This is a genomic window from Georgenia soli (assembly GCF_002563695.1).
Taxonomy (GTDB): Bacteria; Actinomycetota; Actinomycetes; order Actinomycetales; family Actinomycetaceae; genus Georgenia; species Georgenia soli.
Map to the genome: position 1 here is coordinate 797,984 of NZ_PDJI01000004.1, position 25,141 is coordinate 823,124.

Genomic DNA, 25,141 nt, shown 5'->3' on the forward strand with positions numbered 1-25,141 from the left:
TCGTGGAAGAATCGGTCACCATGAGCGATGCATCCCTGGCCCCCTCCGTCGACGTCGAGACCTTCCCCGCGCCGTCGGTACCGGAGAAGGTCAGCCTCGACGGGATCGAGGACCGCTGGAACGACGCGTGGACGAGCGAGGGCACCTACACCTTCGACCGCAGCGCCACCCGCGAGCAGGTGTACTCCATCGACACCCCGCCGCCGACCGTCTCGGGCTCGCTCCACGTCGGCCACGTGTTCAGCTACACCCACACCGACGTCGTCGCGCGCTTCCAGCGCATGCGCGGCAAGGCGGTCTTCTACCCGATGGGCTGGGACGACAACGGCCTGCCCACCGAGCGCCGCGTGCAGAACTACTTCGGCGTCCGCTGCGACCCCTCGCTGCCCTACGAGCCCGACTTCACCCCGCCGCACACAGGCGGCGAGGGCAAGTCGGTCAAGGCCGCGGACCAGAAGCCGGTCAGCCGCCGGAACTTCGTGGAGCTGTGCGAGCGCCTCACCGCCGAGGACGAGCAGCAGTTCGAGGCGCTGTGGCGACACCTCGGCCTCAGCGTGGACTGGCAGCACCACTACCAGACCATCGGGAAGGACGCCCAGGCCGTCGCGCAGGCGGCGTTCCTGCGCAACCTCGCCCGCGGCGAGGCCTACCAGGCCCAGGCGCCGGGGCTGTGGGACGTCACGTTCCAGACCGCCGTCGCCCAGGCCGAGCTGGAGGCCCGTGACTACCCGGGCCACTACCACAAGGTCGCCTTCCACAAGCCGGACGGCTCCCCGGTCCACATCGAGACGACCCGCCCGGAGCTGCTGCCCGCGTGCGTGGCGCTGATCGCCCACCCCGACGACGAGCGCTACCAGGACCTCTTCGGCACCACGGTCACCTCGCCCATCTTCGGCGTCGAGCTGCCCGTGCTCGCCCACCCGGCGGCGGAGATGGACAAGGGCGCCGGCATCGCGATGTGCTGCACCTTCGGCGACCTCACGGACGTGCAGTGGTGGCGCGAGCTGGACCTGCCGACGCGCCCCGTCCTGGGCCGCAACGGCCGCATCCTCGCCGACACCCCGGACTGGATCACCGACGAGGCCGGTCGCGCCGCCTACGGCGAGATGGCCGGCAAGACGACGTTCTCGGCCCGGACCGCGGTCGTCGACGCGCTCAAGGCCTCCGGCGACCTGGTCGGCGAGCCGGTCCCCACGCAGCGCAAGACCAACTTCTTCGAGAAGGGCGACAAGCCCCTCGAGATCGTCACCTCGCGCCAGTGGTACATCCGCAACGGCGGGCGCCCGCACACGGAGGCCAACGGCAAGGAGCTGCGGGAGAACCTCATCGCCCGCGGCAAGGAGCTCGACTTCCACCCCGACTTCATGCGGGTGCGCTACGAGAACTGGGTCAACGGGCTCAACAGCGACTGGCTCATCTCCCGTCAGCGTTTCTTCGGCGTCCCGATCCCGGTCTGGTACGCCGTCGGTGACGACGGCGAGCCCGACTACGAGCGCGTCCTCACCCCGGACGAGGCCCAGCTCCCCGTCGACCCGAGCATCGACGTCCCCGCCGGGTACACCGAGGACCAGCGCGGCGTGGCCGGCGGGTTCGTGGGCGAGGTCGACATCATGGACACGTGGGCGACGTCGTCGCTCTCCCCCCAGATCGCGGGCGGCTGGCTGCGCGACCAGGACCTCTTCGAGCGGGTCTACCCGATGGACCTGCGCCCGCAGGGCCAGGACATCATCCGCACCTGGCTCTTCTCCACCGTGGTCCGCGCCCACCTCGAGTTCGGCGCGCTCCCGTGGAAGCACGCCGCCATCTCGGGCTGGATCCTCGACCCCGACCGCAAGAAGATGTCCAAGTCCAAGGGCAACGTGGTCACGCCCATGGGCCTGCTCGAGGAGCACGGCTCCGACGCGGTGCGCTACTGGGCGGCCTCCGCCCGCCTGGGCACGGACGCCGCATTCGAGGTCGGCCAGATGAAGATCGGCCGCCGCCTCGCCATCAAGATCCTCAACGCCTCGCGGTTCGCGCTGACCATGGGCGGGGAGGAGGACCTCGTCCTCGACCCGGCCGCGGTCACCGCCCCCATCGACCGCGCGATGCTCGCGGGCCTGGCGGACGTGGTCGACACCGCGACGGCCGCCTTCGAGGCCTACGACCACACCCGCGCGCTCGAGACCACCGAGACGTTCTTCTGGACGTTCTGCGACGACTACCTCGAGCTGGTCAAGGACCGTGCGTACAACCGCGACGGCGCCCTGCCGCCGGCGGAGGCGGCCTCCGCCCGGGCCGCGCTGGCCATCGCCGTCGACACGTTCCTGCGCCTGTTCGCGCCGGTGCTGCCGTTCGCCACCGAGGAGGTGTGGAGCTGGTACCGCACCGGGTCCGTGCACCAGGCCCCCTGGCCGGCCTCGGCCCCGCTGCGTGCGGCCGCCGCCGACGGCGACCCCGCCCTCATCGGCGCCACCGGGGACGCGCTGGCCGCCCTGCGCAAGGTGAAGTCGGAGGCGAAGGTCTCCCAGCGCACCACGTTCGCGCGGGCGCGCCTGCAGCTGCCCGCGGAGTCGATCGCCCTCGTCCAGCAGGCCCTGGCGGACCTGCGGGCGGCCGGCCGGGTGCGCGGCGACCTCGAGATCCTGGGCGCGCCCGCCGGTGACTCGGCCGTCGTCGTCGACCACGAGCTGGACGAGCCCGAACCGCGTCGCTGACACGCACCGCCCGCGCCGACCGACGCACACGCGCCGCTGACGCGACGCAAGGAAGGAACACGATGGCCCAGACCACCACGCTGCACGAGGTCTCCACGCCCGGCCGGGGCAATCTCACCGCCGACATGTCGATCCCGAAGATCCTGCGCGACCGCGCCGCCCGGGAGCCCGACGGCACGATCTTCGAGCGCCAGTCCGCCCTCGGGTCGAGCTTCGTGCCCGTGACGACGAAGGTCTTCTTCGACGAGGTGCGGGCGTTCGCGAAGGGCCTGGTGGCGCTCGGCCTCGAGCCCGGTGACCGCATCGCGATCATGAGCCGGACGAGCTACGAGTGGTCGGTCGTCGACTTCGGCGGCTGGTCCGCCGGTGCCGTGCCCGTGTCGATCTACGAGACGTCCTCCGCCGAGCAGGTCGAGTGGATCGTGTCCGACTCCGCCGTGCGGTTCGTCTTCGTGGAGAGCCGCGCCATGGCCGCGCTCGTCGAGCCGCTGGTGGGCAAGGTCGAGTCGCTCGAGAAGGTCTTCGTCATCGACGAGTTCGCCATCTCCCAGGTGTCCGCCGAGGGGGCCGACGTCCCGGACCAGGTGATCGACGAGCGCACGGACGCCGTGCGCATGGACGACCTGGCCACCGTCATCTACACCTCCGGCACCACCGGGCGGCCCAAGGGCGTCGAGCTGACCCACGGCAACTTCGTGTCCCTGGTGGTCAACGGCACCGACGACCCGAACTTCTCCGACGTCGTGCGGGGCAGCGGCAAGCGCACCCTGCTGTTCATGCCGCTGGCGCACGTCTTCGCACGCTTCGTCGAGGTGCTGTGCGTCTACTCGGGGGCGGTCATGGCGCACGTGCCGGACGCCAAGAACCTCGTGGCCGACCTGAACGCGTTCCGGCCCACCTTCCTGCTCGCCGTGCCGCGCGTCTTCGAGAAGGTCTACAACTCGGCCGACGCCAAGGCCGGGGCGGGCACGAAGAAGCGGATCTTCCGCTGGGGCGCCAAGGTGGCCATCGAGTACTCCCGCGCCCAGGACCGTCCCGGCGGCCCGACGGCGGCCCTCAAGGCCCAGCACGCCCTCGCCTCCCGGCTCGTCTACGGCAAGATCCTCGCCGCCATGGGCGGCGACCTCGTCTACGCCGTCTCGGGCGGCGCCCCGCTCGGCGAGCGGCTCGGGCACTTCTTCCGCGGGATCGGCGTCGTCGTCCTCGAGGGCTACGGCCTGACCGAGGTCGGCGCCCCGACGACCGTCAACCGGCCCGGGCTCGTCAAGATCGGCACCGTCGGACCGCCGTACCCCGGCAGCTCGGTGCGCATCGGTCCCGACGGCCAGGTGCAGGTCAAGGGCCCCAACGTCTTCCGCGGGTACCGGAACAACCCCGAGGCCACCGCGGCGGCGTTCGACGACGGATGGTTCGTCACCGGCGACATCGGCACGCTGGACGAGGACGGCTACCTGCGCATCACCGGACGCCAGAAGGAGATCATCGTCACCGCCGGCGGCAAGAACGTCGCCCCCGCGGTGCTCGAGGACCGCCTGCGCGGCCACCCGCTGGTCTCCCAGGTGGTCGTCGTCGGCGACGGCAAGCCGTTCATCGGCGCGCTCGTCACGCTCGACGCCGACATGCTTCCCCAGTGGCTGACCAACCACGGCCTGCCCGCGATGAGCGTCGCGGAGGCGGCCGAGAACCCGCAGGTGCTCGCCGCCCTGGACCGCGCGGTCACCCGCGCCAACGAGGCGGTCTCCCGGGCGGAGTCGATCCGCAAGATCCGGGTGCTGACCACGGACTTCACGATCGAGAACGACTACCTCACGCCGTCGCAGAAGGTGAAGCGGGCCAAGGTGCTCGCCGACTTCGCCGACGAGGTCGAGAAGATCTACTCCTGACCAAACCGCCGTCCGGCGGGGGCCTCAGACCTGGTCCCCGCCGTTCGCGCGCGCCTCGGCGATGTCCTCGTGGTGGCGGATGACCTCCTCGACGATGAACTTGAGGAACTTCTCCGCGAAGACCGGGTCGAGCCCGGCCTCCTCGGCCAGAGCCCGGAGCCGGGCCACCTGGCGCTCCTCGCGCCGGGGGTCCGACGGCGGCAGGTCCATCTCGGCCTTCATCACGCCGACCTGCTGCGTGCAGCGGAACCGCTCGGCGAGCAGGTGCACCAGCGCGGCGTCGATGTTGTCGATCGTCGCGCGTGCCGAGCGCAGGGCGGCCGGCACGTCCTCGGGCTCGTTGCTGCGGTGGATCCCCGGGGTCGTCGTCATGCCGTGATCCTACGGAAGGGCGGGGGCCCGGCTCCCCTCCGCCCACGGGGCGGGAGGGGCCGTGCCGCGCGCCCACGGGCGGGAGGGCGCGTCCGTCCGGGCGGACGCGCCCTGCCCGGCCGCGAGGCGGGGGCCGGGTCGGCGCTGCCGGCTCCCTCGGCCCGGCTCAGCGGGGCTCGCTGAGCTCCTGACGACGCCCCACCCGGCTCCGCCCCTCCCGGTGCGGGTCGGCGCTCTGCGAGAACAGGTGGTCGTTCGGCGTCGCCGCGTCGTTCCAGCGCAGCAGCGCGCCGACACCGTCGGCCAGCTGGACGCTGGCCTCGTCGACCACCGTGATGCCCGCCCCCTGCGCGAGGGCAGCCCGACCGAGAGCCAGGTCGGCGCGGATCTCGTGCGGGGCCCGGGCGCCCATCTCGACGACGTCCGTGTGGTTGCCGATCTGCAGCGGGTCGTCGCCGCACCACATCTTCTTGCCTGCGAGGGACGACGGCGGACCCGCCACCGCCTCGGTGACCAGAAGCTCCGCCACCTGGCCGCGGCGAAGCACGTCGAGCACGCCGTCGCGGCCCGACACGGCCGCGCCGTCCTGCCCGTGGGCCTCGCGGAAACGGTCCAGGACGGCCTCGCGGCGGCGGAGCCGGAACTGGGTGAGCGCTGCCGCGACGTGGGCGTTCAGCGCATCGGCCTTCACGCCGTCGGCCCGCGAGCCGCCGTCGAAGGTCGCGAGGATCTCCGTGGCGCCCTGGCCGAGGGAGTCGGCGACCAGCGCCCGTGCGCGGACGTCGCCGGTGAGCAGCAGAAGCTCCGGACGTCGCTCGGCGACGATGCGGTCCAGCTCGGCCGCGACGACCTCCGCGTTGCGCTCCCAGGAGTCCTCCGCCCGCTTCTCGAAGCGGCGGTGGGACCATCCGCCCGTGTTGGCCTTCGTCAGCTCGTCGTGGCCGCCCTCGACGCGCACGAGGTCGGTGGCCACCTCCGTCGCGGAGGCGGACTCGAAGAGCGTGACGTCCGCGCCCGACCGGTCCACCGTGACGAGGAGGTAGCGCACGTGCTCGTCCGCCACGCGCGCCAGCGCGAGCGCGTTGACGCCGGAGTCGACGATCGCCTCGTCGAAGGCGGGCGGCGAGGCGAGCGTGCAGTCCAGCACCACCTCGTCGCGGGCGGCGACCAGGACCCTTCCGTGCTTGCCGGCCGCGTTGCTGATGGTCCGGATACGCTCACCGAGCGCCTCGAGGGTGGGTCCGTCGGCCCCCTGCTCCTCCAGGCTTCGCCGGAGGTCCTTCCACCGCGTGAGCACCGCCTGGTTCCCGGTCTCGCTCTCCCGCGTCGCGTCCATGACGACGGTGACAAGGGGGACGTCCTGGGGAAGGTTGGCGGTGATCCGGTCAAGTCGCATCGCGCACCTCGCTGTCTCGGGGTCGTGTGGTCCGTCCACTCTCGCTCACCCGGCGCCCGGACGCCACAGGTGCACGAAAGGCCGGCACCTTTACCGGTGCCGGCCTCTCGAAAACTGTGCTCGTACGCCCGTCAGGCGGACTTCTCGCGCGGCGCGCGCCGCTTGCTCGCCTTCTCGCGCGGCACGAGCGTCGGGTTCACGTTCTCCAGGACGACCTCGCGGGTGACGACGACACGGGCGACGTCGTCACGCGACGGCACCTCGAACATCACCTCGCGCAGGACCTCCTCCATGATGGCGCGCAGGCCGCGCGCGCCCGTGCCCCGCAGGAGTGCCTGGTCGGCGATCGCCTCGAGGGCGTCGTCCGTGAACTCGAGCTCCACGCCGTCGATCTCGAACATGCGCTGGTACTGCTTGACCAGGGCGTTGCGCGGCTCGGTGAGGATGCGCACGAGCGCGTCCTGGTCCAGCTTGCTCACGGTGGCCACGATGGGCAGCCGGCCCACGAACTCGGGGATGAGGCCGAACTTGTGCAGGTCCTCGGGCCGGACCTCGGAGAAGAGGTCGACCTCCTGGTCCGCGGAGCGCAGGGGCGCCCCGAAGCCGATGCCGCGCCGGCCGGCCCGGGCGGAGATGATCTCCTCCAGGCCCGCGAACGCACCGGCCACGATGAAGAGCACGTTCGTGGTGTCGATCTGCAGGAACTCCTGGTGCGGGTGCTTGCGCCCGCCCTGCGGGGGCACCGAGGCCTGGGTGCCCTCGATGATCTTCAGCAGCGCCTGCTGGACGCCCTCACCGGAGACGTCGCGCGTGATCGACGGGTTCTCGCTCTTGCGGGCGATCTTGTCGATCTCGTCGATGTAGATGATGCCCTTCTCGGCCTTCTTGACGTCGAAGTCGGCGGCCTGGATGAGCTTGAGGAGGATGTTCTCGACGTCCTCGCCGACATAGCCGGCCTCGGTCAGCGCCGTGGCGTCGGCGATGGCGAACGGGACGTTCAGCATCTTCGCGAGCGTCTGCGCCAGGTAGGTCTTCCCGGTGCCGGTGGGGCCGATCAGGAGGATGTTCGACTTCGAGATCTCGACGCCGGCGTCGTCCTGCCCCGCCGACTCGCGGGCCTGCACCCGCTTGTAGTGGTTGTAGACCGCCACCGCCAGCGACCGCTTCGCACGGTCCTGGCCGATGATGTACTCCTCGAGGAAGTCGTAGATCTCGCGCGGCTTCGGCAGGTCCACCAGGCCGAGCTCGCTGGCCTCCGCGAGCTCCTCGTCGATGATCTCGTTGCACAGGTCGATGCACTCGTCGCAGATGTACACGCCAGGACCTGCGATGAGCTTCTTGACCTGCTTCTGGCTCTTCCCGCAGAACGAGCACTTGAGCAGGTCCGCTCCGTCACCTGTGCGAACCACCGCGCTCCACCACCGTCTCGTCGTCTCTACTGTGCGCGCCGGAGTAATCGGCCCCGGCACCCCCATTCCACACCACGAGGTGTGGTCCTGTCCTGCGCGCCGCGCGGGCGCTTCACCGTACCCCGGAAACGGTGACGCCGGGCGCACCGCCCCGAGGGACGCGCACGCCCGGCGGTCCTGCGGGGCTCTCAGGCCTCGGTCAGCACGGGGGTCTTGCGCGACTCGAGGACCTGGTCGACCAGGCCGTACTCACGGGCCTGCTCGGCCGTGAGCATCTTGTCGCGCTCGATGTCGTTGCGGACCTGCTCCACCGGCGTGCCGGAGTGCCTGGCGAGGGTCTCCTCGAGCCACTCCCGCATGCGCAGCACCTCGTTGGCGTGGATCTCGATGTCCGAGGCCTGCGCGTAGCCACCGCCCTCCATCGCGGGCTGGTGAATCATCACGCGGGCGTTCGGCAGCGCGAGCCGCTTGCCGGGCGAGCCGGCAGCGAGCAGGACGGCAGCCGCCGAGGCGGCCTGGCCGAGGCAGACGGTCTGGATCTGCGGCTTGATGTACTGCATCGTGTCGTAGATCGCGGTCATGGCGGTGAACGAGCCGCCGGGCGAGTTGATGTACATGGTGATCAGCCCGTCCGGGTCCTGGCTCTCCAGGACCAGCAGCTGTGCCATGACGTCGTCGGCCGAGGCGTCGTCCACCTGCACGCCGAGGAAGATGATCCGGTCCTCGAACAGCTTGGTGTAGGGGTCCTGACGCTTGTAGCCGTAGGCGGTGCGCTCCTCGAACTGCGGAAGGACGTACCGCGAGGTCGGCATGGCCGGGGCGGTGGACGCCGGCATCCGGCCGGCCTGGGCGTAGAAGTTCGTGCTCACGGGTGCTCCTGGTGTGGTCGGGTCGGCGAGGTGCGGCGTCACTTGGTCTCGGACCCGCTGTTGCTGTCGGTGCCACCGCCACCGGGCACCGAGCGCGAGTGCTCGACGACGTGGTCGATGAAGCCGTACTCGAGGGCCTCCGGCGCCGTGAACCAGCGGTCGCGGTCGGCGTCCTTGTTGATCTGCTCCACGCTCTTGCCGGTCTGCTCCGCGGTCAGCTCGGCCAGGACGCGCTTCATGTGGAGGATCAGCTCGGCGTTGATGCGGATGTCCGTCGCGGTTCCGCCGATGCCGCCGGAGGGCTGGTGCATCATCACGCGGGCGTGCGGGGTGGCGAACCGCTTGCCCTTCGCGCCCGAGGAGAGCAGGAACTGACCCATCGAGGCCGCCATGCCCATCGCGACCGTGGCGACGTCGGGCTGGACGAACTGCATCGTGTCGTAGATCGCCATGCCCGCGGTGATGGAGCCGCCCGGGGAGTTGATGTAGAGGAAGATGTCCTTGTCCGGGTCCTCCGCGGCGAGGAGCATCATCTGGGCGCAGATGGCGTTGGCGTTGTCGTCCCGCACCTCCGAGCCGAGCCAGATGATGCGCTCCTTCAGGAGCCGGTTGTAGATGTTGTCGGTCAGGCCCATGCCGGCGGTCTCGGTCCTCGCCTGCGGCATCTTGTCGCTCACGTGCATGCTCCTTCTCGCCGTGCCCTGCGGCCACGGCCGTCTCGACCTGTGCTTGGTCCGGTCCGTCGACACTAACGCCGCCCGCCGACAGATCCTTGGCGCAGGCGGCCCTTTTCGCTCACGGCGCACGGCGGCGACCGGTGCCCGCGCCGGGTGCACCACGGGCCCGGCACCTTGCGGTGCCGGGCCCGTGACGTGGGGGGCGGGGACTACTCGCCCGCCTCCTCCGCAACCTTCTCGGTCTTCTTGGCGGTGGACTTCTTCGCCGCCTTCTTGGCCGGCTTCTTCTCCGCCTTCGGCTTGGGCTCCTCGGCCACCTCGGCCTGCTCGTCCGTCGTCGCCTCGGCGGGCTCCTCCGGGGAGGCAGCCGACTCGGCGCTCTCGGCCGACTCGGGGCTCTCCGGGCTCTCGGCCGACTCCGGGCTCTCGGGCGACTCGGCGCTCTCAGCCGACTCCGGGCTCTCGGTCGACCCCGCCTCGCCCTCGGGGCCTGCGGCGTCGAGCTCGTCGGAGCCGATGTACTCGCTCAGGTCGACCTCGTTGCCCTCAGAGTCCTTGACGCTCACCTGGCGCAGCGCGACGGCCAGCGCCTTGTTGCGCGCGATCTCGCCCATGAACGCCTGGATCTGGCCGGTCTGGGAGGCCGCCTGGATGAACTGGTTCGGCTCCATGCCGTACTGCTGGGCGCTGGAGACGAGGAACTCGAGCAGCTCGTTCTGCGTGACGCCGACGCTCAGCTGGTCCACGAGAGTGTCCAGCAGCATCTGGTCGCGCAGGAGGTCGGTGATCTCCTCGCGGACCTCCTCGCCGTGGGGGTCCCCCGCCTCCTTGCCCTCGGCCTCGAGGTGGCGGCCGATCTCCGCCTCGACGACGCCGGAGGGAACGGGGATCTCCACGTCGCCACGCAGGCGCTCGAGGAGCAGGTCCCGCGCCTGGACGGCCTGGTCGGACGCCTTGTCCTTCGCGGCCTGGCCACGCAGGTCCTCGAGCAGCTCGTCGATGGTGTCGAACTCGGAGGCGAGCTGGGCGAACTCGTCGTCCGCCTCGGGAAGCTCGCGCTCCTTGACGGCGGTCGGGGTGACGGTGACCTCGGCCTCCTCGCCGGCGTGCTCGCCGCCGGCCAGGGATGCGGTGAACGTGGTGGTCTCGCCGGCGGTCAGGCCGGTCAGGGCCTCGTCGAGCCCGTCGAGCATGTTCCCCGCACCGATCTGGTAGGAGACGCCGGAGACCGAGTCGATCTCCTCGTCGCCGATCTTGGCGGAGAGGTCGATGACGACGAAGTCGCCGTCCTGCGCGGGCCGGTCGACGCCGACGAGGGTGCCGAAGCGCTCGCGCAGCTCGTCGAGCTTGGCGGTCACGTCGTCGTCGGCCACGGCCGCCTCGTCGACGGTGATCTCGAGACCGTCGAGCGCCGGGAGGGTGATCTCCGGGCGGACGTCGACCTCGGCCTCGAAGACCAGCTGGCCGCCCGGCGTGCCGGTGACCGCGGGGATCTCGGTGACGTTGATGCTGGGCTGCCCCATGGGGCGAACCTCGGTCTCGGCGACCGCCTGGTTGTAGAAGCCGGGGACGGCGTCGTTGACGGCGTGCTCGATCACCGCGGCGCGGCCGACGCGCTGCTCGAGGACGCGCGGGGGCACCTTGCCCTTGCGGAAGCCGGGCACGTTGACCTGCTCGGCGATGTGGGAGTAGGCGTGGTCGAGGCTCGGCTTGAGCTCGTCGTACGACACCTCCACGGTCAGCTTGACCCGGGTGGGCTCAAGGTTCTCGACGGCGCTCTTCACTGCGGTGCTCTCCACTCATCGTGACGGTTCGGTCTGGCCCCGCCCCGAGGAGGCGGCGCGAAGTTCTTGCGTGCTCCCGACATGACATCGAGGCGCACAGACCGACCAATCCTAGGGCACGCAGCCGTCCGCGGGCACACGGGGCCCGGACGGCTGCTCCGAGCTCCGACCAGCGTCCGGCTCAGGCGTCGACCGGAGTCGGCTCAGGCGTTGACGAGCGTCCGGCGGGCCCGGCGGCGCGCGGCACGCATGGAGGGGTTGTCGATCTCCTCGCCCCGCGCGGCGAGCCAGGCCGCCCAGTCGGTCACCTCCGGGTGACGGCGGAGCAGAGCGCGCCTCTCCCGCTCGGTCATGCCGCCCCAGACACCGAACTCAGTCGCGGTGTCGAGGGCTTCCGCAAGGCAGGCCTCACGCACCGGGCAGCTGAAGCACAGCTCCCGGGCGGTGCGCTGTGCGGCACCTCGGACGAAGAGGGCGTCGGGGGCCTGCTGTGCGCAGGCCGCGCTCGCGGTCCAGCTACGGTCTTCGGACATCAGGGGTCTCCTGTTCAAGGGGCGGCGAGGGGGGCGCCTGCCCGTCGACACGTGACGCTAACGCTGTGACAGCATTCACGGAATACTTGAACCGTAAATGCACAACTGAGACGGGATTCCGCGCACGCGCGAACCAGGCGTGCAACGATCCGGACCGCTTTGAAGAAGAATTCCCGCGACCGCCCGACGGCCAGGGCTGCTGCTGCTCCACGTCGTTGCGCCAGCGGGCCTCGCAAGAAGTCGGGATGGCGGGATTCGAACCCACGACCTTCCGCTCCCAAAGCGGACGCGCTACCAACCTGCGCCACATCCCGTCGCACCACCGTCGGCGCGCCAGTGGGCATTCTACGGCCGCCGGCGGCGACCCGGCGCACGCCGTCGACGTGCGACCGCCCTCACCCTGCAGCGGGTCACACCTGCGGACAGGATCTGGTTAGAATCCTCGTGCGGCTCCGGCCCGCGCGGGTGTAGCTCAATGGTAGAGCCTCTGCCTTCCAAGCAGATGGTGCCAGTTCGATTCTGGTCACCCGCTCCACAGCGATCAGGCGCCACGCGCCGTCACGGCACGGCGCCACTGCGCCCTCACTACGACCACGGCGGCTCGGGGCGAGCTCCGGCGGCGGCAAGGAAGCGGTCGTGGAATCGTGCCCACTGCTCCCCAACGCACCTCGGCGAGGACGTCGAGGCCCCGTTCTCGCCCGACTCAGCGCCGGCAGTCGCCGCCCGGTCCTCGCCCAGGACGGCAACGGCCCCCTCACCGGATCGGTGAGGGGGCCGTCAGGGTCCGTGGCGAGGATCAGTCCTCGACCAGCATGCCCTTCTGGTAAGCCTTGGCCAGCCGCCGCGGCACCTTGACCTCGCGGCCCTGCACGCGGACGGCGACGAGCTCGGTGAGCTCAGCCTTCCACTGGGACCGGCGAGAGCGGGTGTTGCTGCGGGACATCTTGCGCTTGGGAACTGCCATGCCCTTGCCGCTCCTTCCGTACGTAGAGGGATATTGCCGACGTATACCCTCCCACGAGGCAGGGGCGTCAGACCAACCGGAGCAGTCTAACCCAGGTGTGAGATCGCCCGCCGCCGTCGGACGGCACCCGCGGGCGCCCACCGGTGTGAGATCCGTCGCGCCGGGGCGGGATACTGCCCCGATGAGCGACCTCAGACCTGCCCGCGGCGCCGACGTCCGCACCGAGACCGAGATACGCCGCTCACGGTTCATCGCGCTGGTCCGGCGGGCGGACGGGGAGGACGAGGCACGCGCCCTGGTGACCGAGGCCCGCGCCACCTTCCCGGACGCGCGGCACCACTGCTCCGCGTTCATCGTCGACGTGGACGGAGCCAACCGCGTCGAGCGGTCCTCCGACGACGGCGAGCCCGCCGGGACCGCCGGCATGCCGATGCTCGAGGTGCTCCGCGGCTCGGGCCTGACGAACGTCGTCGCCGTCGTCGTCCGCTACTTCGGCGGCATCAAGCTCGGCACCGGTGGCCTCGTGCGGGCGTACTCCGAGGCGGTCCAGGGCGCGCTTGCCGTGACCCCGCGGGTCCGGGCGGAGGCTCTCGGCCTGTGGACGGTGGACGTCGGCCACGCCGACGCGGGCCGGCTGGAGGCCGAGCTGCACGCGCGGGGAGTCGGCATCACGGACGTCGGCTACTCGGCCGCCGGGGTGCGGTTCACCCTCGCCGCGGCCGACGGCGACCAGCTCGCGGGCACCCTCGCCGCGCTGACCTCCGGGGCCGCGACCCCGGTGGCCGCCGGCACGGCCGTCGTCGAGCATCCGGTCCCCTAGTGCGGCCAGGAGGCCGTCATCCCGACCCGCGCGCCCGGGCAGTGCGACAGGCTTGGCCGATGACGACCCTGGCCTCGCCCTCTGCGCTCCCCCACCGCCGTCGGGCGTGGCTCCTCGGCGTGGCCGTCCCGCTGGCCGTGACCACCCTTGCCTGGACCCTGGTGATCTCCTGGCTGCCGCGCCTGCCGCGGTACGTCGCGCTCCACTGGGGGCCCGGCGGGATCGTCGACCGGGTCGGCTCCGTGGCGGAGCTGCTCAGGACCACGGCGATCGTCGGAGGGATCACGGTGGCCGTCCTCGCGGTGCTCTCGCTCACCGTCGGGCGGACGGCCCTGACCCGGCGCACGGTGCTCGGCCTCGCGGCGGGAACGGCTGTGCTCTTCGGCGGCATGCTCGTCACCGTGGTCGGCATCCAGGTCGACGCGCCGGACGCGACGGCCGCCGCCCCGCCCGACCTCGGGCTCACCGTCAGCGTGGTGGCCGCCGTGCTCGTCGGCATCGCGGCGGGAGCGCTCGCCGGCCCTGACCCGGAGCTGCCCGCCACCGAACCGCTCCCCGCCTCCGCCCCGCGGACCCCGCTCGCCGCCAACGAGCGCGCGGTGTGGATCCGCACGACGGGACCGAGCGCGGCCCTGGTGCACTGGGGCGGCGTGCTGCTGGCCGTGTACATCGGCCTCGTCGCATGGACGGCGGTCGTGGCTCAGAGCTGGTTCGTCGCGGCCGTGATGTTCGCGGTCCTTCCCGTGGTGCTCACCATGCTGGTGTGGCAGGTGCGCGTGGACACCACCGGGATCACCGCGCGCGGCGCACTCGGCTGGCCACGCCGGCACGTGCCCGCCAGCGAGGTCGTGGTCGCCAGGACCCGGCAGGTCTCCCCGTTCAACGACTTCGGTGGGTGGGGGCTGCGCGTCGCGCCGGACGGGACCGTCGGCGTGGTGGTCCGGGCGGGCGTCGCCGTCGACGTCGAGCGCACCGGCGGCCGCCGTCTGGTCGTCACCGTGGACGACGCGCCCACCGGCGCGGCCCTGCTGAACGCCTGTGCCGAGCGGGCGCGGCACGCCGAGGACCTCCCTCCCGGCTGACGGCCCCACGGCCCGCGCCGTGCGCGCCGGACCGCCGTGCATGTGACGCGCCGCACGCGCTAGGGTGATTGAGGCTTCAAGATCGCCGCGCGAGCGCACAGAGAGAGGACGTTGCCGTGAGCACCATGCTCCCCGTCCGCCCGTGCCGCCTGCGCTGCAGGCTCTGTCGTTAGAGCGCCCGGCTCAAGCGTGCGGCCACGACCGCATGCCAGGCGCTCACGACCTTCGACAACCGGATCCGCCGGACCCCCTGCACGCCTCCCACCACGCAAGGAGAGATGAACACCCATGGCCACGGTCTACGAGGACGTCACCCAGCTCATCGGCCGCACCCCGCTGGTGCGCCTGAACAGGATCACGGACGGCGCGGGCGCCACCGTGCTCGCCAAGCTCGAGTTCTACAACCCCGCCAACTCCGTCAAGGACCGCATCGGCGTCGCGATCGTCGACGCCGCGGAGGCCTCCGGCGAGCTGAAGCCCGGCGGCACGATCGTCGAGGCCACCTCGGGCAACACCGGCATCGCGCTCGCGATGGTCGGCGCGGCCCGCGGCTACAAGGTGGTGCTCGCGATGCCCGCCTCCATGTCGAGCGAGCGCAAGGCGCTGCTCCGCGCCTTCGGCGCCGAGCTGATCCTCACCGAGCCGGCGGGCGGCATGAAGGGCGCCGTCGAGAAGGCGAACGAGATCGCCGCCGAGCGCGAGGGCGCCATCCTGGCACGCCAGTTCGCCAACCCCGCGAACGTGGAGATCCACCGCCGGACCACCGCCGAGGAGATCTGGAACGACACCGACGGCCAGGTGGACGCCGTCGTCGCGGGCATCGGCACCGGCGGGACGATCACGGGCGTGGGGCAGGTGCTCAAGGAGCGCAAGCCCGACGTGAAGATCTTCGCCGTCGAGCCCGCCGAGTCCCCCATCCTCAACGGTGGGCAGCCCGGACCCCACAAGATCCAGGGCATCGGGGCCAACTTCATCCCCGAGATCCTCGACACCGAGATCTACGACGAGGTTCTCGACATCGACGCGGAGACGTCCGTGAGGTGGGCCCGTCGCGCCGCCACCGAGGAGGGCCTGCTCGTGGGCCTGTCCTCCGGGGCCGCCCTGGCCGCCGCCGTGCAGGTGGCGCAGCGTCCCGAGATGGCCGGCAAGACCGTCGTGGTGGTCATCCCGTCCTTCGGCGAGCGCTACCTGTCCACGATCCTCTTCGAGGGTCTGGTCGACTGACCGTGCACGACTCTCGCGTGCCGCTCCGCCAGCTGCTGCTGGAGGACCTCCAGGCTGCGCGCCGCCGTGACCCGGCGGCGCGCACCCTGGTGGAGGTCGCCCTGGCCTACCCCGGCGTGCACGCGCTGTGGGCGCACCGCCTGGCGCACCGCGTGTGGCACGCCAACCCGATGCTCCGGCTGCCCGCCCGCCTGCTGTCGCAGGCGGCGCGGGCCGCCACGGGCATCGAGATCCACCCGGCGGCCGTCCTGGGACGTCGGCTGTTCATCGACCACGGCATGGGCGTCGTGATCGGCGAGACGGCCGAGGTCGGCGAGGACGTCGTGATGTTCCACGGCACCACGCTCGGCGGGACGTCGATGAGCCGCGGCAAACGGCACCCCACCGTGGGCGACCGCGTGATGATCGGCGCCGGCGCGAAGGTCCTGGGACCGGTGCGCGTCGGCTCCGACGCGCGTGTCGGCGCCAACGCCGTCGTGGTCAAGGACGTCCCGCCCGGCGCTGTCGCCGTCGGGGTGCCGGCCCGTCCCCGGCCCGCTCCCCCCGCCACCGTCCACGACCCCTGGTCCGATCCCGCCCTCTACATCTGACGACGGCGGAGCGTTCCGACTAGGCCGGGCGCGGCGCCCGCTGGCACCGCGGGCACCAGAACAGCCGGCGGCCCTGCATGAGCGACTCGGCCACCCGCGTCCCGCAGACCAGGCACGGGGTGCCCGAGCGGTGGTAGACGTACCAGCGGTCCTCCTCGTCCCGGCGGTCCTCCGGGCGGGTGGTCACGATGCGGCCGGTCGCCACGCCGTCGGCCATGAGCTCGGCGAGGTCCGCCCACATCCGCCGCAGCCGCGCCGCGGGCACGTCCCGGCCGAGCCGGAGCGGGTGCACGCGGGCCCGGTAGAGGGCCTCGGCACGGTAGATGTTCCCCACGCCCGCGATCACGGCCTGGTCCATCAGCAGCTCCCCCACCGCACGACGGCGGGCCCGCACGCCGTCGACGAACACCTCCGCGTCACCGTCGGGACGCAGCGGGTCCGGCCCCAGGCGCGCGTGGACGGCCGCCTTCTCCTCCTCCGTGACCACCTCGCAGGCGGTGGGGCCGGTCAGGTCGGCGACCCCGTGGTCGCCCAGGAGGCGCACCCGCACCGCACCGCGCGGCTCGGGCGGTGACCACTGCCCCACCGCGACGCCGTTGCCGGGATCCGGGGCGAGCGCCGTCTCCTCCTCGGACACGCGGCGGCGGGGCGCGCCGATCGCGTGCGGGGCGGAGAAGCTCTCGTCCCCGGCGAAGGTCCAGGAGCCGTAGAGGCCCAGGTGGATGCGGAGCCAGCGAACCGGCCCGTGGTCGCCGTCGACGGAGGCGCCGCCGGAGGGCTCGCCGTCGGAGGCGCCGCTGGAGGGCGCGCCGTCGGCGGAGGCGCCGTCGGGCGAGAACCCGAGAAAGAGCTGCTTGCCGTGCGCCTCGGTGACGGTGAGCACGTGGCCGTCCAGCAGGGCGGCGCCGGCAGCGAACCGCCCCTGCGGCGAGGTGACGGACAGCTGGTGGCCGCCGAAGAGCTCTCGGAACGCGTGGGCGAGGCGGTGGACGGTGTGACCCTCAGGCACGCGGACCTGCCACGGGCGCCTGCCAGCGGGACGGCGCGTCCCACAGGGCGCGCTCGAGGTCCACGCGGACCGGGACGAAGGGCGTGAGGGGCGTGCCCTCGGCGCGGTAGTGCTCCAGGGCGCGCTCGCGCAGCTGCCTCGGCAGCGTCCCGTCGGCACGCACCACACGCCACCACGGCACCTCCGCCCCGAAGGCCGCCATGACGGATCCCACATGACGGGGGTGCCCGTGCCCGCTGACGGCACGGACCGCCTCCGCGACGAGGCCGTACGTGGTCACCGCGCCGCTCGGCACCTGGTCGGCGACGTCGAGCACGAGCTCCGCGAGCTCCGTCCGGTCCTGGTTCACCCCCGTATCATCGCAAGCACCATGACAGCGCACACCACCGACGTCCCCGAGCCCGCCGCGCACTCCTACCGCTGCGAGCACTGTGACGACTCCGTCCCCCACGAGCACCTCGACGTCAAGGCGCTCGTGGAGTCCTCGCGCGACCGGGCACGCGCGCGTGCGACCCGGATGGCGGTCGTCGGCGCGGCGGCCCTGGTGGCGACGGCGGTCCTGGCCTCGGTCGTCGACGGTCCGGCTCTCGCGCTCGCCGCCGTGGGCCTGTCGGCGCTGGGCTGGGTCCTCGTCACCGCGCTCGCGCTCGTCGTCGCCGGCGCGGCCCGGCGCCGGACGTCCGACGCCCGCGCCGTCGTGGCGGCGGCCCTCACCTCCGCCGGCCTGACCCCGCTCGCGGCCCTGCTCGTCGCCCTGCTCGCGGGCGGGTGGACCGGGGCGCTCGTCGCGGGGGCCACCTGGCTCGCCGCCGGAGCAGTCACGGCGCTGGTGCGCGCCCGCACGTGGGGCACGCTGCTGCTCACTCCCGGCGAGGCCGGGGAGAACGCCCGCGCACGGGCGGTGGCCGAGCGCGGCGCCGACAGGCCGGGCGAGCTGCGCCGCTGGCTGGTCCAAGGTCTTCTCGTGGCCGCGGCCGTGGCGCTCCTGAGCGTGGTGCCGGCGACCGTCATCGTCCTCGTCCCCCTCGCCGTCGTCGTCGCCGCCCGCACCGCCGCGGTGAGCCGCTGACGCGAAAAGCGCTCGTCAGCACGGCGCCCGTCCTGCCACGCTGGCCGCATGACAGACTCCGTGACCACGACGGTCACCTCCCGCGCCGACGCCCCCGACGCCACCCCGCGCACCGTGGGTGCCCCTGACATCCCGCCGCTGCCGGCCGGCTACCGGCTCGCCGAGCTCGACGACGTCGCCGACCGTGCCGCCATGACCGACGTCGACCGGTGGGCCTTCGCCTACGAGCTGACCCCCGAGGACGAGGCCGCGGCGGTCTGGGAGCTGGAGCCGGGCCGCACCGTCGGCGTGTGGGACGAGCGCGACCCTGCCGCGCGCCGCCTCGCCGCGATCCACTCCTCCTTCGCGTTCCAGCTGCCCGTCCCCGGCGGGGTGCGCCTGCCGACCGCAGGTCTCACCTGGGTGGGCGTCCACCCCGGGCACCGGCGCCGGGGCCTGTCCCGGGCGATGGTCACCGCCCACCTGGCCCGTTCGCTGGGGCGCGGGGAGGTCGTCTCGGCGCTCTACGCCGCCGAGACCGGCATCTACGGACGCTACGGCTACGGCGTCGCGACGCAGCACGCCACGGCCAAGGTGGCCCGCGGTGCCGAGCTGCGCACGGTGCCCGGGGCCGAGGACCTGGTCGTCGAGCTGGACCGCGTCGACCCCGCCCGCCACGGCGACGTCGTCGAGCGGGTGCACGGCGCCGTCGACCGGCCGGGCTGGATCCGGCGCGCGAGCGAGGCGCTGCGTGCCGGGCACCTGGTCGACTGGCCCAGCGCCAGGAAGGACGCCGAGGGCCTGCGGATCGCCGTCGTCCGGACCGCCGGCGGCGAGCCGCGCGGCTACGCGCTGTTCCGCCGCAAGGGCGACTGGGCCGACACCGGCCAGCCACAGGGCACGGTGACGATCCGGGAGTCCGTCGCCCTCGACGCCGCGGCCGCGCGGGCGCTGTGGGGCACGCTCACGGACCTGGACCTCATGGTGAGCGTCCGGACGGGGCGCCTCGCCGTGGACGACCCGCTGCTGCACATGCTCACCGACCTTCGCGGCGCCCAGGTGCGCCTGCACGACGGCATGTGGCTGCGCCTGCTCGACGTCGGCGCGGCGCTGGCCGCCCGCCGTTACGCGGCCGAGGTGGACGTCGTCCTGGAGGTGCGGGACGAGCTCCTGCCCGCGAACGCGGGCCGTTGGCACCTGCGCGGCTCGCCCGCCAGGGCGACGGCGGGGCGCACCGGGGAGCCCGCCCACCTCGCCCTCGACGTCGCGGACCTCGCCTCCGCCTACCTCGGCGGGGTGTCGCTGGCGGCGCTGGCGGGCGCCGGGAGGGTGACAGAGCTGAGGCCCGGCGCCCTCGCCCCGGCCTCCACCGCGCTCGGCTGGCCGCTGGCCCCGGCGATCAGCTGGGGCTTCTAGCGGCCGTTCTCGAACGCGGCGACGAGGTCGATCCGGCGCTGGTGGCGCTCGTCGCCGGAGAAGGGCTCCGCGAGGAAGGCCTCGACCAGCTCGATCGCCTCGTCGACGGAGTGCTGGCGCGCCCCGACGGCGACCACGTTGGCGTCGTTGTGCGCGCGGGCCAGGGTGGCCGTCTCGGTGTTCCACGCCAGCGCGGCACGCACGCCCACCACCTTGTTGGCGGCGATCTGCTCGCCGTTGCCCGAGCCGCCGAGGACGATCCCGAGGGAGCCGGGGTCGCCGACGGTGGCCTGCGCGGCGGCGAAGCAGACCGGCGGGTAGTCGTCCAGGGCGTCGTACTCGTGGGCGCCGTGGTCGACGACCTCGTGGCCCGCGGCCCGCAGGTGCTCGACGAGGGCTGACTTCAGCTCGAACCCGGCGTGGTCCGCGGCGATGTGGATGCGCATGCGGTCATTGTGCCAATACCGACGGCACCGTCGTGGCGGCTGCCCGGTCACCGTCACGGGGCGCCCGGCGCTCGAGAACCGGGCACGCGCCGCCCCGGACGGCCGCGCAGGCGCGCCGTCGGCCCGGCCCGGGGCGTTCCGCGGTGTCGGGGGGCTGCCGTAGGGTCGGAGGATGACCACGACCAACGTGAGCGAGACCACTCCCGGCATGACGGACGCGGAGGCGATGGACCCCTCCGTCCGTGTGCAGGACGACCTCTTCCGGCACGTCAACGGCACCTGGCTGGCCAAGCACGTGATCCCCGCGGACCGTGCGCGCGACGGCGCCTTCTACGCCCTGCGGGACCTGAGCGAGGTGCGGGTGCGCGCCATCGTCGAGGCGGCCGCGTCCGGCGACGCGGGCGGCGGCAACCCGGACAACGCCCGCAAGATCGGGGACCTGCACTCCTCGTTCATGGCCACGGAGCGGATCGAGGCCCTCGGCACGGGGCCGCTGCGCGCGGACCTGGACCTCCTCACCGCCGCCCTGGACAAGGACGCGCTGACCCGCGCGATGGGCACGCTGCAGCCCACCGGGGTGACCGGCGCGGTCGGCTACGGGGTCGACACCGACCTGAACGACCCGGAGCGCTACGTCGTGTTCTTCTTCCAGTCCGGGCTGGGCCTGCCGGACGAGTCCTACTACCGCGAGGACGCCCACGCCGAGACCCGCACGGCCTACGTGGCGCACGTGGCCGCGATGCTCGCCCTGACCGGTCTGGTCAGCGAGGACGAGGCCATGGGGGCCGCGGAGCGGGTGATGAAGGTCGAGACCACCCTCGCGGCCGGGCACTGGGACAAGGTCCGGTCCCGTGAGGCCGACCAGATCAACAACCCCATGGGCTGGGACGAGGTGGTCGCCGCCGCCCCGGGCTTCGACTGGGACCTGTGGCGGGAGTCCACCGGCGTGCCGGAGAGCGCGTTCGAGCGCCTCATCGTGGCCATGCCGTCCTATCTCACCGACTTCGCCCGCGCCTGGGAGTCGCTCGACGTCGACTCGCTGCGGATGTGGCTGACCTGGCAGGTGGTGCACGCACGTGCCCCGTACCTGCCGGCCGCGTTCGTCGACGAGAACTTCGACTTCTACGGCCGCACCCTCACCGGCGCGGAGGAGCTGCGCGAACGGTGGAAGCGCGGTGTCGCGCTCGTCGAGAGCGCGCTCGGCGAGGCGGTCGGCGAGCTGTACGTCGCCGCGCACTTCCCGCCCGAGCACAAGGCCGCCATGCAATGCCTGGTGGACAACCTCATCGCCGCCTACCGCGAGTCGATCTCCGCGCTGGACTGGATGGGCGAGGAGACGAGAGCGCGCGCCCTGGCCAAGCTCGAGGCGTTCACCCCCAAGATCGGTTACCCCGACAAGTGGCGGGACTACTCCGCCCTCGAGATCGACGCGCAGGATCTTCTCGGCAACGTGCGAGCGGCGAACCTCTTCGAGGAGCGTCGCGACCTGGCCAAGCTCGGCAAGCCGATGGACCGCGACGAGTGGTTCATGCCGCCGCAGATGGTGAATGCGTACTACAACCCGACGATGAACGAGATCGTCTTCCCCGCCGCGATCCTCCAGCCGCCCTTCTTCGACCCGGAGGGCGACGACGCCTGGAACTACGGCGGGATCGGCGCCGTGATCGGTCACGAGATCGGGCACGGCTTCGACGACCAGGGCTCGAAGTACGACGGCACCGGGCGGCTCACCGACTGGTGGACGCCGGAGGACCGTGCGGAGTTCGAGAAGCGGACCAAGGCCCTCATCGGGCAGTACGACGCCTACTCCCCCGCACAGCTCGACGGCAGCCACCACGTCAACGGTGCCCTGACGATCGGCGAGAACATCGGCGACCTCGGTGGCCTGTCCATCGCGATCAAGGCCTACGACATCGCCCTGCGCCAGCAGGGCCTCGACGGCGTCGCGGACGCGCCCGTCGTGGACGGCCTGACCGGGCTGCAGCGGGTGTTCCACTCCTGGGGCCGGATCTGGCGCTCGAAGTCACGGGACGCCGACGCCATCCTGCTGCTGAGCATCGACCCCCACTCCCCCGCTGAGTTCCGGTGCAACGGGGTCGTGCGGAACATGGACGCCTTCCACGAGGCGTTCGACGTCCGCCCGGGTGACGCGCTCTACCTGCCGCCCGAGGAGCGCGTGCGCATCTGGTGAGGTGAGCGCCCGGGCGTGCGGTCCGCCGCACGCCCGGACGTGCCTCCCACCAAGCGCGCCGGGCAGCCGATCCTTGCCGGCGCCCCGCGGGGTCGTCAGCCGATCCTGGTCGAGGGCCCCGGCGCGCCTGAGCGGCGCTCGAGGAGCACGGCCACGACGGCGACGCCCAGCCCGGCCAGCGCCAGGAGCGACCCGGCCCAGGCGGGCGCCAGGTAACCGAGCCCGGCCGCGATGACGACGCCGCCGACCCAGGCCCCCAGCGCGTTACCGATGTTGAGCGCGCTGTGGTGCAGGGCGGCGCCCAGCGACGGGCCCTCGCGGGAGACGTCGAGCAGCCGGGTCTGCAGCGCCGGGCCGATGAGCTGGCTGCCGACGGAGACGAGCAGCACCATCAGGTACGCGCTCACCGGCCCGCGCACGACCGCCGCGAAGGCCGCGAGGCTCACGGCCATCGCGACCAGCCCGGCGATGATCGAGCCGTGCACGGACCGGTCGGCCAGCCGCCCGCCCAGCAGCGTGCCGAGCGTCATACCGACGCCGAACACGAACAGCACCCACGGCACGTCGGTCTCGGCGATGCCGGCGACCTCGGTCATCGTGGGGGTGATGTAGCTGTACACGGCGAACATGCCGCCGAAGCCGACCGCGCCCGTCGCCACGGCCAGCCAGAGCTGGAGGGAGCGCAGCGCGGTCAGCTCGCGCCGCGCTGTCGCACCCGCGCGCACGGCCACCGGCGGGACCCAGCGCCAGATGGCCACCGCGGCGAGGACGGCCACCGCCGTGACGAGCCAGTACAGCGAGCGCCAGCCCCACGCCTGCCCCATCGCGGTGGACAGCGGCACACCGAGCATCGTGGCCACGGTCAGGCCGACCATCACCAGCGAGACGGAGCGGGCGCGGCGCTGCGGCGGGGAGACGGCGGAGGCGACGACCGCGGCGATGCCGAAGTAGGCACCGTGCGGCACGCCGGCGAGGAAGCGGGCCGCGAGCGCCGTCGGGAGCGTCGGTGCGAGCGCGGAGAGCGCGTTGCCGACGGCCAGCGCCAGGGCCAGGGCCACGAGCAGCCCGGTGCGAGGGGCACGGGAGGAGGCGAGCACGATCGCCGGCGCCCCGACGACCACGCCCAGCGCGTACGCAGAGACGAGGTGGCCGGCCTGGGGGATGGTGGCCGCGAAGGTCTCCGCCACCTGCGGCAGCAGGCCCATGGTGGCGAACTCGGTGGTGCCGATCGCGAAGCTGCCCACCGCCATGCCGAGCAGGGCGAGGGCGAGCGGGCGGGGCTGGAGGACGCCGGTGAGGGTCGGGCTCACGCGAGGTCGTACGCTGCGCGACGCACCGAGAAGGAGTAGCCGCTGGTGTCGTGGCGGCAGGACATGCCGGTCTCCTCGGAGAGGCAGGTGAAGCCGTCGACGCTCTCCTCCTGGCCGTAGCCCAGCGCGGGCGTCCCGGCGGCGTCGATCGTGAGGTCCTGGCCGGAGGTGTCGCACACGAGCGAGGACCCCTCGGCGGTCACCTGCAGAAAGTGCCCGACCTTGCCGTCGCACCTCTCGACCTCGGCGGCGGGGATCTTGTCGGCGTACTCGAAGGTGGCGATGCCGCACAGGGCGCGCTCGTCGTCGACCGTGCACGCGATGTTGCCGCTCGGGCTGACGAAGTCCCACGCCACGTCTGTGAGGTCCTCCCCGGTGGGTGCCTCCGTGGGGTCCTCGGTGGGCCCGGTCGCGGTCGTCCCCGAGGGCGTCGCGGTGCCGCTGGTGGCCGCGGTCGTGGCTTCGGGTGCGGAGGACCCGGTGAACCGCACCGCGAGCAGGACCGCGAAGGCGACGACGAGCAGTGCCGAGATGACGACGACGGCACGCTCGCCACCGCTCAGCCTGCTCCGACCTGCCTGCGCCATTCGACCGCTCCTTCTCGTCCTCGGGGGCGCAGACACGCTACGCCATCGCGACAGGCCGGCGGCCTGCCGTCCGTGCCCGCCGTCCGCAACCGCCCCTGCGCGTCGACCCCGCGCGCCGGCGGTACGCGAGCCCGTGATCCGCGCCGCTACCCGCGCACCGCCTGCGACGTCACGCCGGCCGGCGTGATCAGTCGAAGATCGGCCCCTGGGTGCGGGTGCGCTTCATCTCGTAGAACCCGGGCGTCGAGGAGACGAGCAGTGCGCCGTCCCACAGCCGGCCGGCCGCCTCGCCCTTCGGCGCGGGCGTGACGACGGGGCCGAAGAAGCCGACGCCGTCGACGGCGACGACAGGGGTGCCGACCTCGTCGCCGACCAGGTCGAGCGCCGCCTGGTGGGAGGCGCGCAGCGAGTCGTCGAGCTCGTCGGACGTCGCGTACCGGGCGAGCTCTGCGGGCAGCCCCACCTCGGCGAGCGCCTCGTCGATGACGGCGGGCAGGTCCTCGCCCCGACCGCCGGGGTGGATCCGGGTGCCGAGCGCGTCGTACAGCGGCTTGAGCACCTGCTCGCCGTGCTGCTCGCGCGCCGCGTTGACCACGCGCACCGGGCCCCACGCGCGCTCCATCAGCGCCGCGTAGTCCTCCGGCAGGTCACGGCCCTCGTTGAGCACCGACAGGCTCATGACGTGCCAGCGCACGGTCACGTCCCGGACCTTCTCGACCTCGGTCATCCAGCGGGAGGTCATCCAGGCCCACGGGCACATGGGGTCGAACCAGAAGTCGGCGGTGGCACGGGAGTTGGTCGTCTCGGTCATACCGCCATCGTACGGACGACGGCG

At 72.6% G+C, this 25,141-nt stretch carries 23 protein-coding genes and 2 tRNA genes; 10 read left to right on the top strand and 15 right to left on the bottom strand.

The genetic code is table 11. The features are described 5' to 3' along the window. Positions 1 to 20 precede the first annotated feature (20 nt). Together valS and ATJ97_RS04995 are read left to right on the top strand one after the other, a co-directional pair. Positions 21 to 2,696: a valine--tRNA ligase gene (gene valS, locus ATJ97_RS04990; protein WP_098485243.1), complete on the top strand. Its 2,676-nt coding sequence runs from the start codon at positions 21 to 23 to the stop codon at positions 2,694 to 2,696. A 62-nt stretch (positions 2,697 to 2,758) separates the two neighbouring features. Then, complete coding sequence (locus tag ATJ97_RS04995; protein ID WP_170037122.1) at positions 2,759 to 4,579, top strand: AMP-dependent synthetase/ligase; 1,821 nt, start codon at positions 2,759 to 2,761, stop codon at positions 4,577 to 4,579. Between the two features lie 24 nt (positions 4,580 to 4,603). Here ATJ97_RS04995 and ATJ97_RS05000 read toward each other — a convergent pair whose 3' ends face one another. From ATJ97_RS05000 to ATJ97_RS05035, 8 genes are all read right to left on the bottom strand, one after another. Then, positions 4,604 to 4,951 carry a chorismate mutase gene (locus tag ATJ97_RS05000; RefSeq protein ID WP_098482793.1) on the bottom strand — a complete coding sequence of 116 codons (348 nt, stop codon included), beginning with the start codon at positions 4,949 to 4,951 and terminating at the stop codon, positions 4,604 to 4,606. A 166-nt stretch (positions 4,952 to 5,117) separates the two neighbouring features. Further along, on the bottom strand, positions 5,118 to 6,347 hold the full coding sequence (locus ATJ97_RS05005; RefSeq protein WP_098482794.1) for a baeRF2 domain-containing protein: 1,230 nt from the start codon (positions 6,345 to 6,347) through the stop codon (positions 5,118 to 5,120). Between the two features lie 131 nt (positions 6,348 to 6,478). Further along, positions 6,479 to 7,756: an ATP-dependent Clp protease ATP-binding subunit ClpX gene (gene clpX, locus ATJ97_RS05010; protein ID WP_098482795.1), complete on the bottom strand. Its 1,278-nt coding sequence runs from the start codon at positions 7,754 to 7,756 to the stop codon at positions 6,479 to 6,481. Between the two features lie 188 nt (positions 7,757 to 7,944). After that, complete coding sequence (locus ATJ97_RS05015; protein ID WP_098485245.1) at positions 7,945 to 8,592, bottom strand: ATP-dependent Clp protease proteolytic subunit; 648 nt, start codon at positions 8,590 to 8,592, stop codon at positions 7,945 to 7,947. 71 nt (positions 8,593 to 8,663) lie between these two features. Beyond that, positions 8,664 to 9,290 carry an ATP-dependent Clp protease proteolytic subunit gene (locus ATJ97_RS05020; protein ID WP_211287311.1) on the bottom strand — a complete coding sequence of 209 codons (627 nt, stop codon included), beginning with the start codon at positions 9,288 to 9,290 and terminating at the stop codon, positions 8,664 to 8,666. A 221-nt stretch (positions 9,291 to 9,511) separates the two neighbouring features. Then, the gene (gene tig / locus ATJ97_RS05025; protein WP_098482797.1) at positions 9,512 to 11,086 is read right to left on the bottom strand and encodes a trigger factor; all 1,575 of its coding nucleotides are present in this window, start codon (positions 11,084 to 11,086) and stop codon (positions 9,512 to 9,514) included. A 203-nt stretch (positions 11,087 to 11,289) separates the two neighbouring features. Beyond that, positions 11,290 to 11,619, bottom strand: coding sequence for a WhiB family transcriptional regulator (locus ATJ97_RS05030; protein WP_170037124.1), 330 nt, complete (start codon positions 11,617 to 11,619; stop codon positions 11,290 to 11,292). 240 nt (positions 11,620 to 11,859) lie between these two features. Next, positions 11,860 to 11,933: transfer RNA gene (locus ATJ97_RS05035), tRNA-Pro, on the bottom strand. A 147-nt stretch (positions 11,934 to 12,080) separates the two neighbouring features. On the opposite strand from ATJ97_RS05035, the gene ATJ97_RS05040 reads away from it, so the two are divergent. Continuing rightward, positions 12,081 to 12,154, top strand: a tRNA-Gly gene (locus tag ATJ97_RS05040). Positions 12,155 to 12,415: 261 nt separating this feature from the next. On the opposite strand, the gene rpmF is transcribed toward ATJ97_RS05040, so the two are convergent. Continuing rightward, positions 12,416 to 12,583 (bottom strand): 50S ribosomal protein L32, encoded by a 168-nt coding sequence (gene rpmF, locus ATJ97_RS05045; protein WP_043496948.1) that lies wholly within the window; start codon positions 12,581 to 12,583, stop codon positions 12,416 to 12,418. 181 nt (positions 12,584 to 12,764) lie between these two features. On the opposite strand from rpmF, the gene ATJ97_RS05050 reads away from it, so the two are divergent. The 4 genes from ATJ97_RS05050 to epsC all read left to right on the top strand — a co-directional run bounded on the left by ATJ97_RS05050 (position 12,765) and on the right by epsC (position 16,299). After that, on the top strand, positions 12,765 to 13,403 hold the full coding sequence (locus ATJ97_RS05050; RefSeq protein WP_098482798.1) for an IMPACT family protein: 639 nt from the start codon (positions 12,765 to 12,767) through the stop codon (positions 13,401 to 13,403). A 59-nt stretch (positions 13,404 to 13,462) separates the two neighbouring features. After that, on the top strand, positions 13,463 to 14,485 hold the full coding sequence (locus ATJ97_RS05055) for a hypothetical protein (protein WP_098482799.1): 1,023 nt from the start codon (positions 13,463 to 13,465) through the stop codon (positions 14,483 to 14,485). Positions 14,486 to 14,773: 288 nt separating this feature from the next. Beyond that, positions 14,774 to 15,709, top strand: a complete 936-nt coding sequence (cysK, locus tag ATJ97_RS05060) for a cysteine synthase A (RefSeq protein ID WP_098482800.1) — start codon at positions 14,774 to 14,776, stop codon at positions 15,707 to 15,709. Between the two features lie 17 nt (positions 15,710 to 15,726). Then, positions 15,727 to 16,299 (top strand): serine O-acetyltransferase EpsC, encoded by a 573-nt coding sequence (epsC, locus tag ATJ97_RS05065; protein ID WP_245862150.1) that lies wholly within the window; start codon positions 15,727 to 15,729, stop codon positions 16,297 to 16,299. A 19-nt stretch (positions 16,300 to 16,318) separates the two neighbouring features. Here epsC and ATJ97_RS05070 read toward each other — a convergent pair whose 3' ends face one another. Together ATJ97_RS05070 and ATJ97_RS05075 are read right to left on the bottom strand one after the other, a co-directional pair. Then, on the bottom strand, positions 16,319 to 17,308 hold the full coding sequence (locus tag ATJ97_RS05070; RefSeq protein WP_098482802.1) for an Fpg/Nei family DNA glycosylase: 990 nt from the start codon (positions 17,306 to 17,308) through the stop codon (positions 16,319 to 16,321). Continuing rightward, positions 17,301 to 17,657 (bottom strand): MGMT family protein, encoded by a 357-nt coding sequence (locus tag ATJ97_RS05075; RefSeq protein ID WP_211287051.1) that lies wholly within the window; start codon positions 17,655 to 17,657, stop codon positions 17,301 to 17,303. Before ATJ97_RS05075 ends, ATJ97_RS05070 begins: the two co-directional genes overlap by 8 nt. Before the next feature lie 21 nt (positions 17,658 to 17,678). On the opposite strand from ATJ97_RS05075, the gene ATJ97_RS05080 reads away from it, so the two are divergent. Together ATJ97_RS05080 and ATJ97_RS05085 are read left to right on the top strand one after the other, a co-directional pair. Beyond that, positions 17,679 to 18,377 carry a hypothetical protein gene (locus ATJ97_RS05080; RefSeq protein ID WP_098482804.1) on the top strand — a complete coding sequence of 233 codons (699 nt, stop codon included), beginning with the start codon at positions 17,679 to 17,681 and terminating at the stop codon, positions 18,375 to 18,377. 48 nt (positions 18,378 to 18,425) lie between these two features. Continuing rightward, a complete protein-coding gene (locus tag ATJ97_RS05085; RefSeq protein WP_098482805.1) occupies positions 18,426 to 19,772 on the top strand; it encodes a GNAT family N-acetyltransferase in 1,347 nt (448 codons plus the stop codon). On the opposite strand, the gene ATJ97_RS05090 is transcribed toward ATJ97_RS05085, so the two are convergent. Next, positions 19,769 to 20,218 carry a ribose-5-phosphate isomerase gene (locus ATJ97_RS05090; protein WP_098482806.1) on the bottom strand — a complete coding sequence of 150 codons (450 nt, stop codon included), beginning with the start codon at positions 20,216 to 20,218 and terminating at the stop codon, positions 19,769 to 19,771. The two genes, ATJ97_RS05085 and ATJ97_RS05090, sit on opposite strands and share 4 nt — an antisense overlap. A gap of 172 nt (positions 20,219 to 20,390) precedes the next feature. Here ATJ97_RS05090 and ATJ97_RS05095 point away from each other — a divergent pair, with 172 nt between their 5' ends. Continuing rightward, a complete protein-coding gene (locus ATJ97_RS05095) occupies positions 20,391 to 22,409 on the top strand; it encodes a M13 family metallopeptidase (RefSeq protein ID WP_098482807.1) in 2,019 nt (672 codons plus the stop codon). Positions 22,410 to 22,504: 95 nt separating this feature from the next. Here ATJ97_RS05095 and ATJ97_RS05100 read toward each other — a convergent pair whose 3' ends face one another. The 3 genes from ATJ97_RS05100 to ATJ97_RS05110 all read right to left on the bottom strand — a co-directional run bounded on the left by ATJ97_RS05100 (position 22,505) and on the right by ATJ97_RS05110 (position 25,117). Beyond that, positions 22,505 to 23,719 (bottom strand): MFS transporter, encoded by a 1,215-nt coding sequence (locus tag ATJ97_RS05100; RefSeq protein ID WP_211287057.1) that lies wholly within the window; start codon positions 23,717 to 23,719, stop codon positions 22,505 to 22,507. Then, positions 23,716 to 24,306: a hypothetical protein gene (locus ATJ97_RS05105; RefSeq protein WP_098482808.1), complete on the bottom strand. Its 591-nt coding sequence runs from the start codon at positions 24,304 to 24,306 to the stop codon at positions 23,716 to 23,718. The genes ATJ97_RS05100 and ATJ97_RS05105 overlap by 4 nt, the downstream gene beginning before the upstream one ends. Positions 24,307 to 24,493: 187 nt before the next feature. Continuing rightward, on the bottom strand, positions 24,494 to 25,117 hold the full coding sequence (locus tag ATJ97_RS05110) for a mycothiol-dependent nitroreductase Rv2466c family protein (RefSeq protein WP_098482809.1): 624 nt from the start codon (positions 25,115 to 25,117) through the stop codon (positions 24,494 to 24,496). Between the last annotated feature and the right edge of the window lie 24 nt (positions 25,118 to 25,141).

Coding starts and splice junctions, on each gene's coding strand:
- valS (WP_098485243.1), top strand. CDS start 21: ATGAGCGATGCATCCCTGGCCCCCTCCGTCGACGTCGAGACCTTCCCC.
- ATJ97_RS04995 (WP_170037122.1), top strand. CDS start 2,759: ATGGCCCAGACCACCACGCTGCACGAGGTCTCCACGCCCGGCCGGGGC.
- ATJ97_RS05000 (WP_098482793.1), bottom strand. CDS start 4,951: ATGACGACGACCCCGGGGATCCACCGCAGCAACGAGCCCGAGGACGTG.
- ATJ97_RS05005 (WP_098482794.1), bottom strand. CDS start 6,347: ATGCGACTTGACCGGATCACCGCCAACCTTCCCCAGGACGTCCCCCTT.
- ATJ97_RS05015 (WP_098485245.1), bottom strand. CDS start 8,592: ATGCCGGCGTCCACCGCCCCGGCCATGCCGACCTCGCGGTACGTCCTT.
- ATJ97_RS05020 (WP_211287311.1), bottom strand. CDS start 9,290: ATGCCGCAGGCGAGGACCGAGACCGCCGGCATGGGCCTGACCGACAAC.
- ATJ97_RS05030 (WP_170037124.1), bottom strand. CDS start 11,619: ATGTCCGAAGACCGTAGCTGGACCGCGAGCGCGGCCTGCGCACAGCAG.
- rpmF (WP_043496948.1), bottom strand. CDS start 12,583: ATGGCAGTTCCCAAGCGCAAGATGTCCCGCAGCAACACCCGCTCTCGC.
- ATJ97_RS05050 (WP_098482798.1), top strand. CDS start 12,765: ATGAGCGACCTCAGACCTGCCCGCGGCGCCGACGTCCGCACCGAGACC.
- ATJ97_RS05055 (WP_098482799.1), top strand. CDS start 13,463: ATGACGACCCTGGCCTCGCCCTCTGCGCTCCCCCACCGCCGTCGGGCG.
- cysK (WP_098482800.1), top strand. CDS start 14,774: ATGGCCACGGTCTACGAGGACGTCACCCAGCTCATCGGCCGCACCCCG.
- ATJ97_RS05080 (WP_098482804.1), top strand. CDS start 17,679: ATGACAGCGCACACCACCGACGTCCCCGAGCCCGCCGCGCACTCCTAC.
- ATJ97_RS05085 (WP_098482805.1), top strand. CDS start 18,426: ATGACAGACTCCGTGACCACGACGGTCACCTCCCGCGCCGACGCCCCC.
- ATJ97_RS05090 (WP_098482806.1), bottom strand. CDS start 20,218: ATGCGCATCCACATCGCCGCGGACCACGCCGGGTTCGAGCTGAAGTCA.
- ATJ97_RS05095 (WP_098482807.1), top strand. CDS start 20,391: ATGACCACGACCAACGTGAGCGAGACCACTCCCGGCATGACGGACGCG.
- ATJ97_RS05105 (WP_098482808.1), bottom strand. CDS start 24,306: ATGGCGCAGGCAGGTCGGAGCAGGCTGAGCGGTGGCGAGCGTGCCGTC.
- ATJ97_RS05110 (WP_098482809.1), bottom strand. CDS start 25,117: ATGACCGAGACGACCAACTCCCGTGCCACCGCCGACTTCTGGTTCGAC.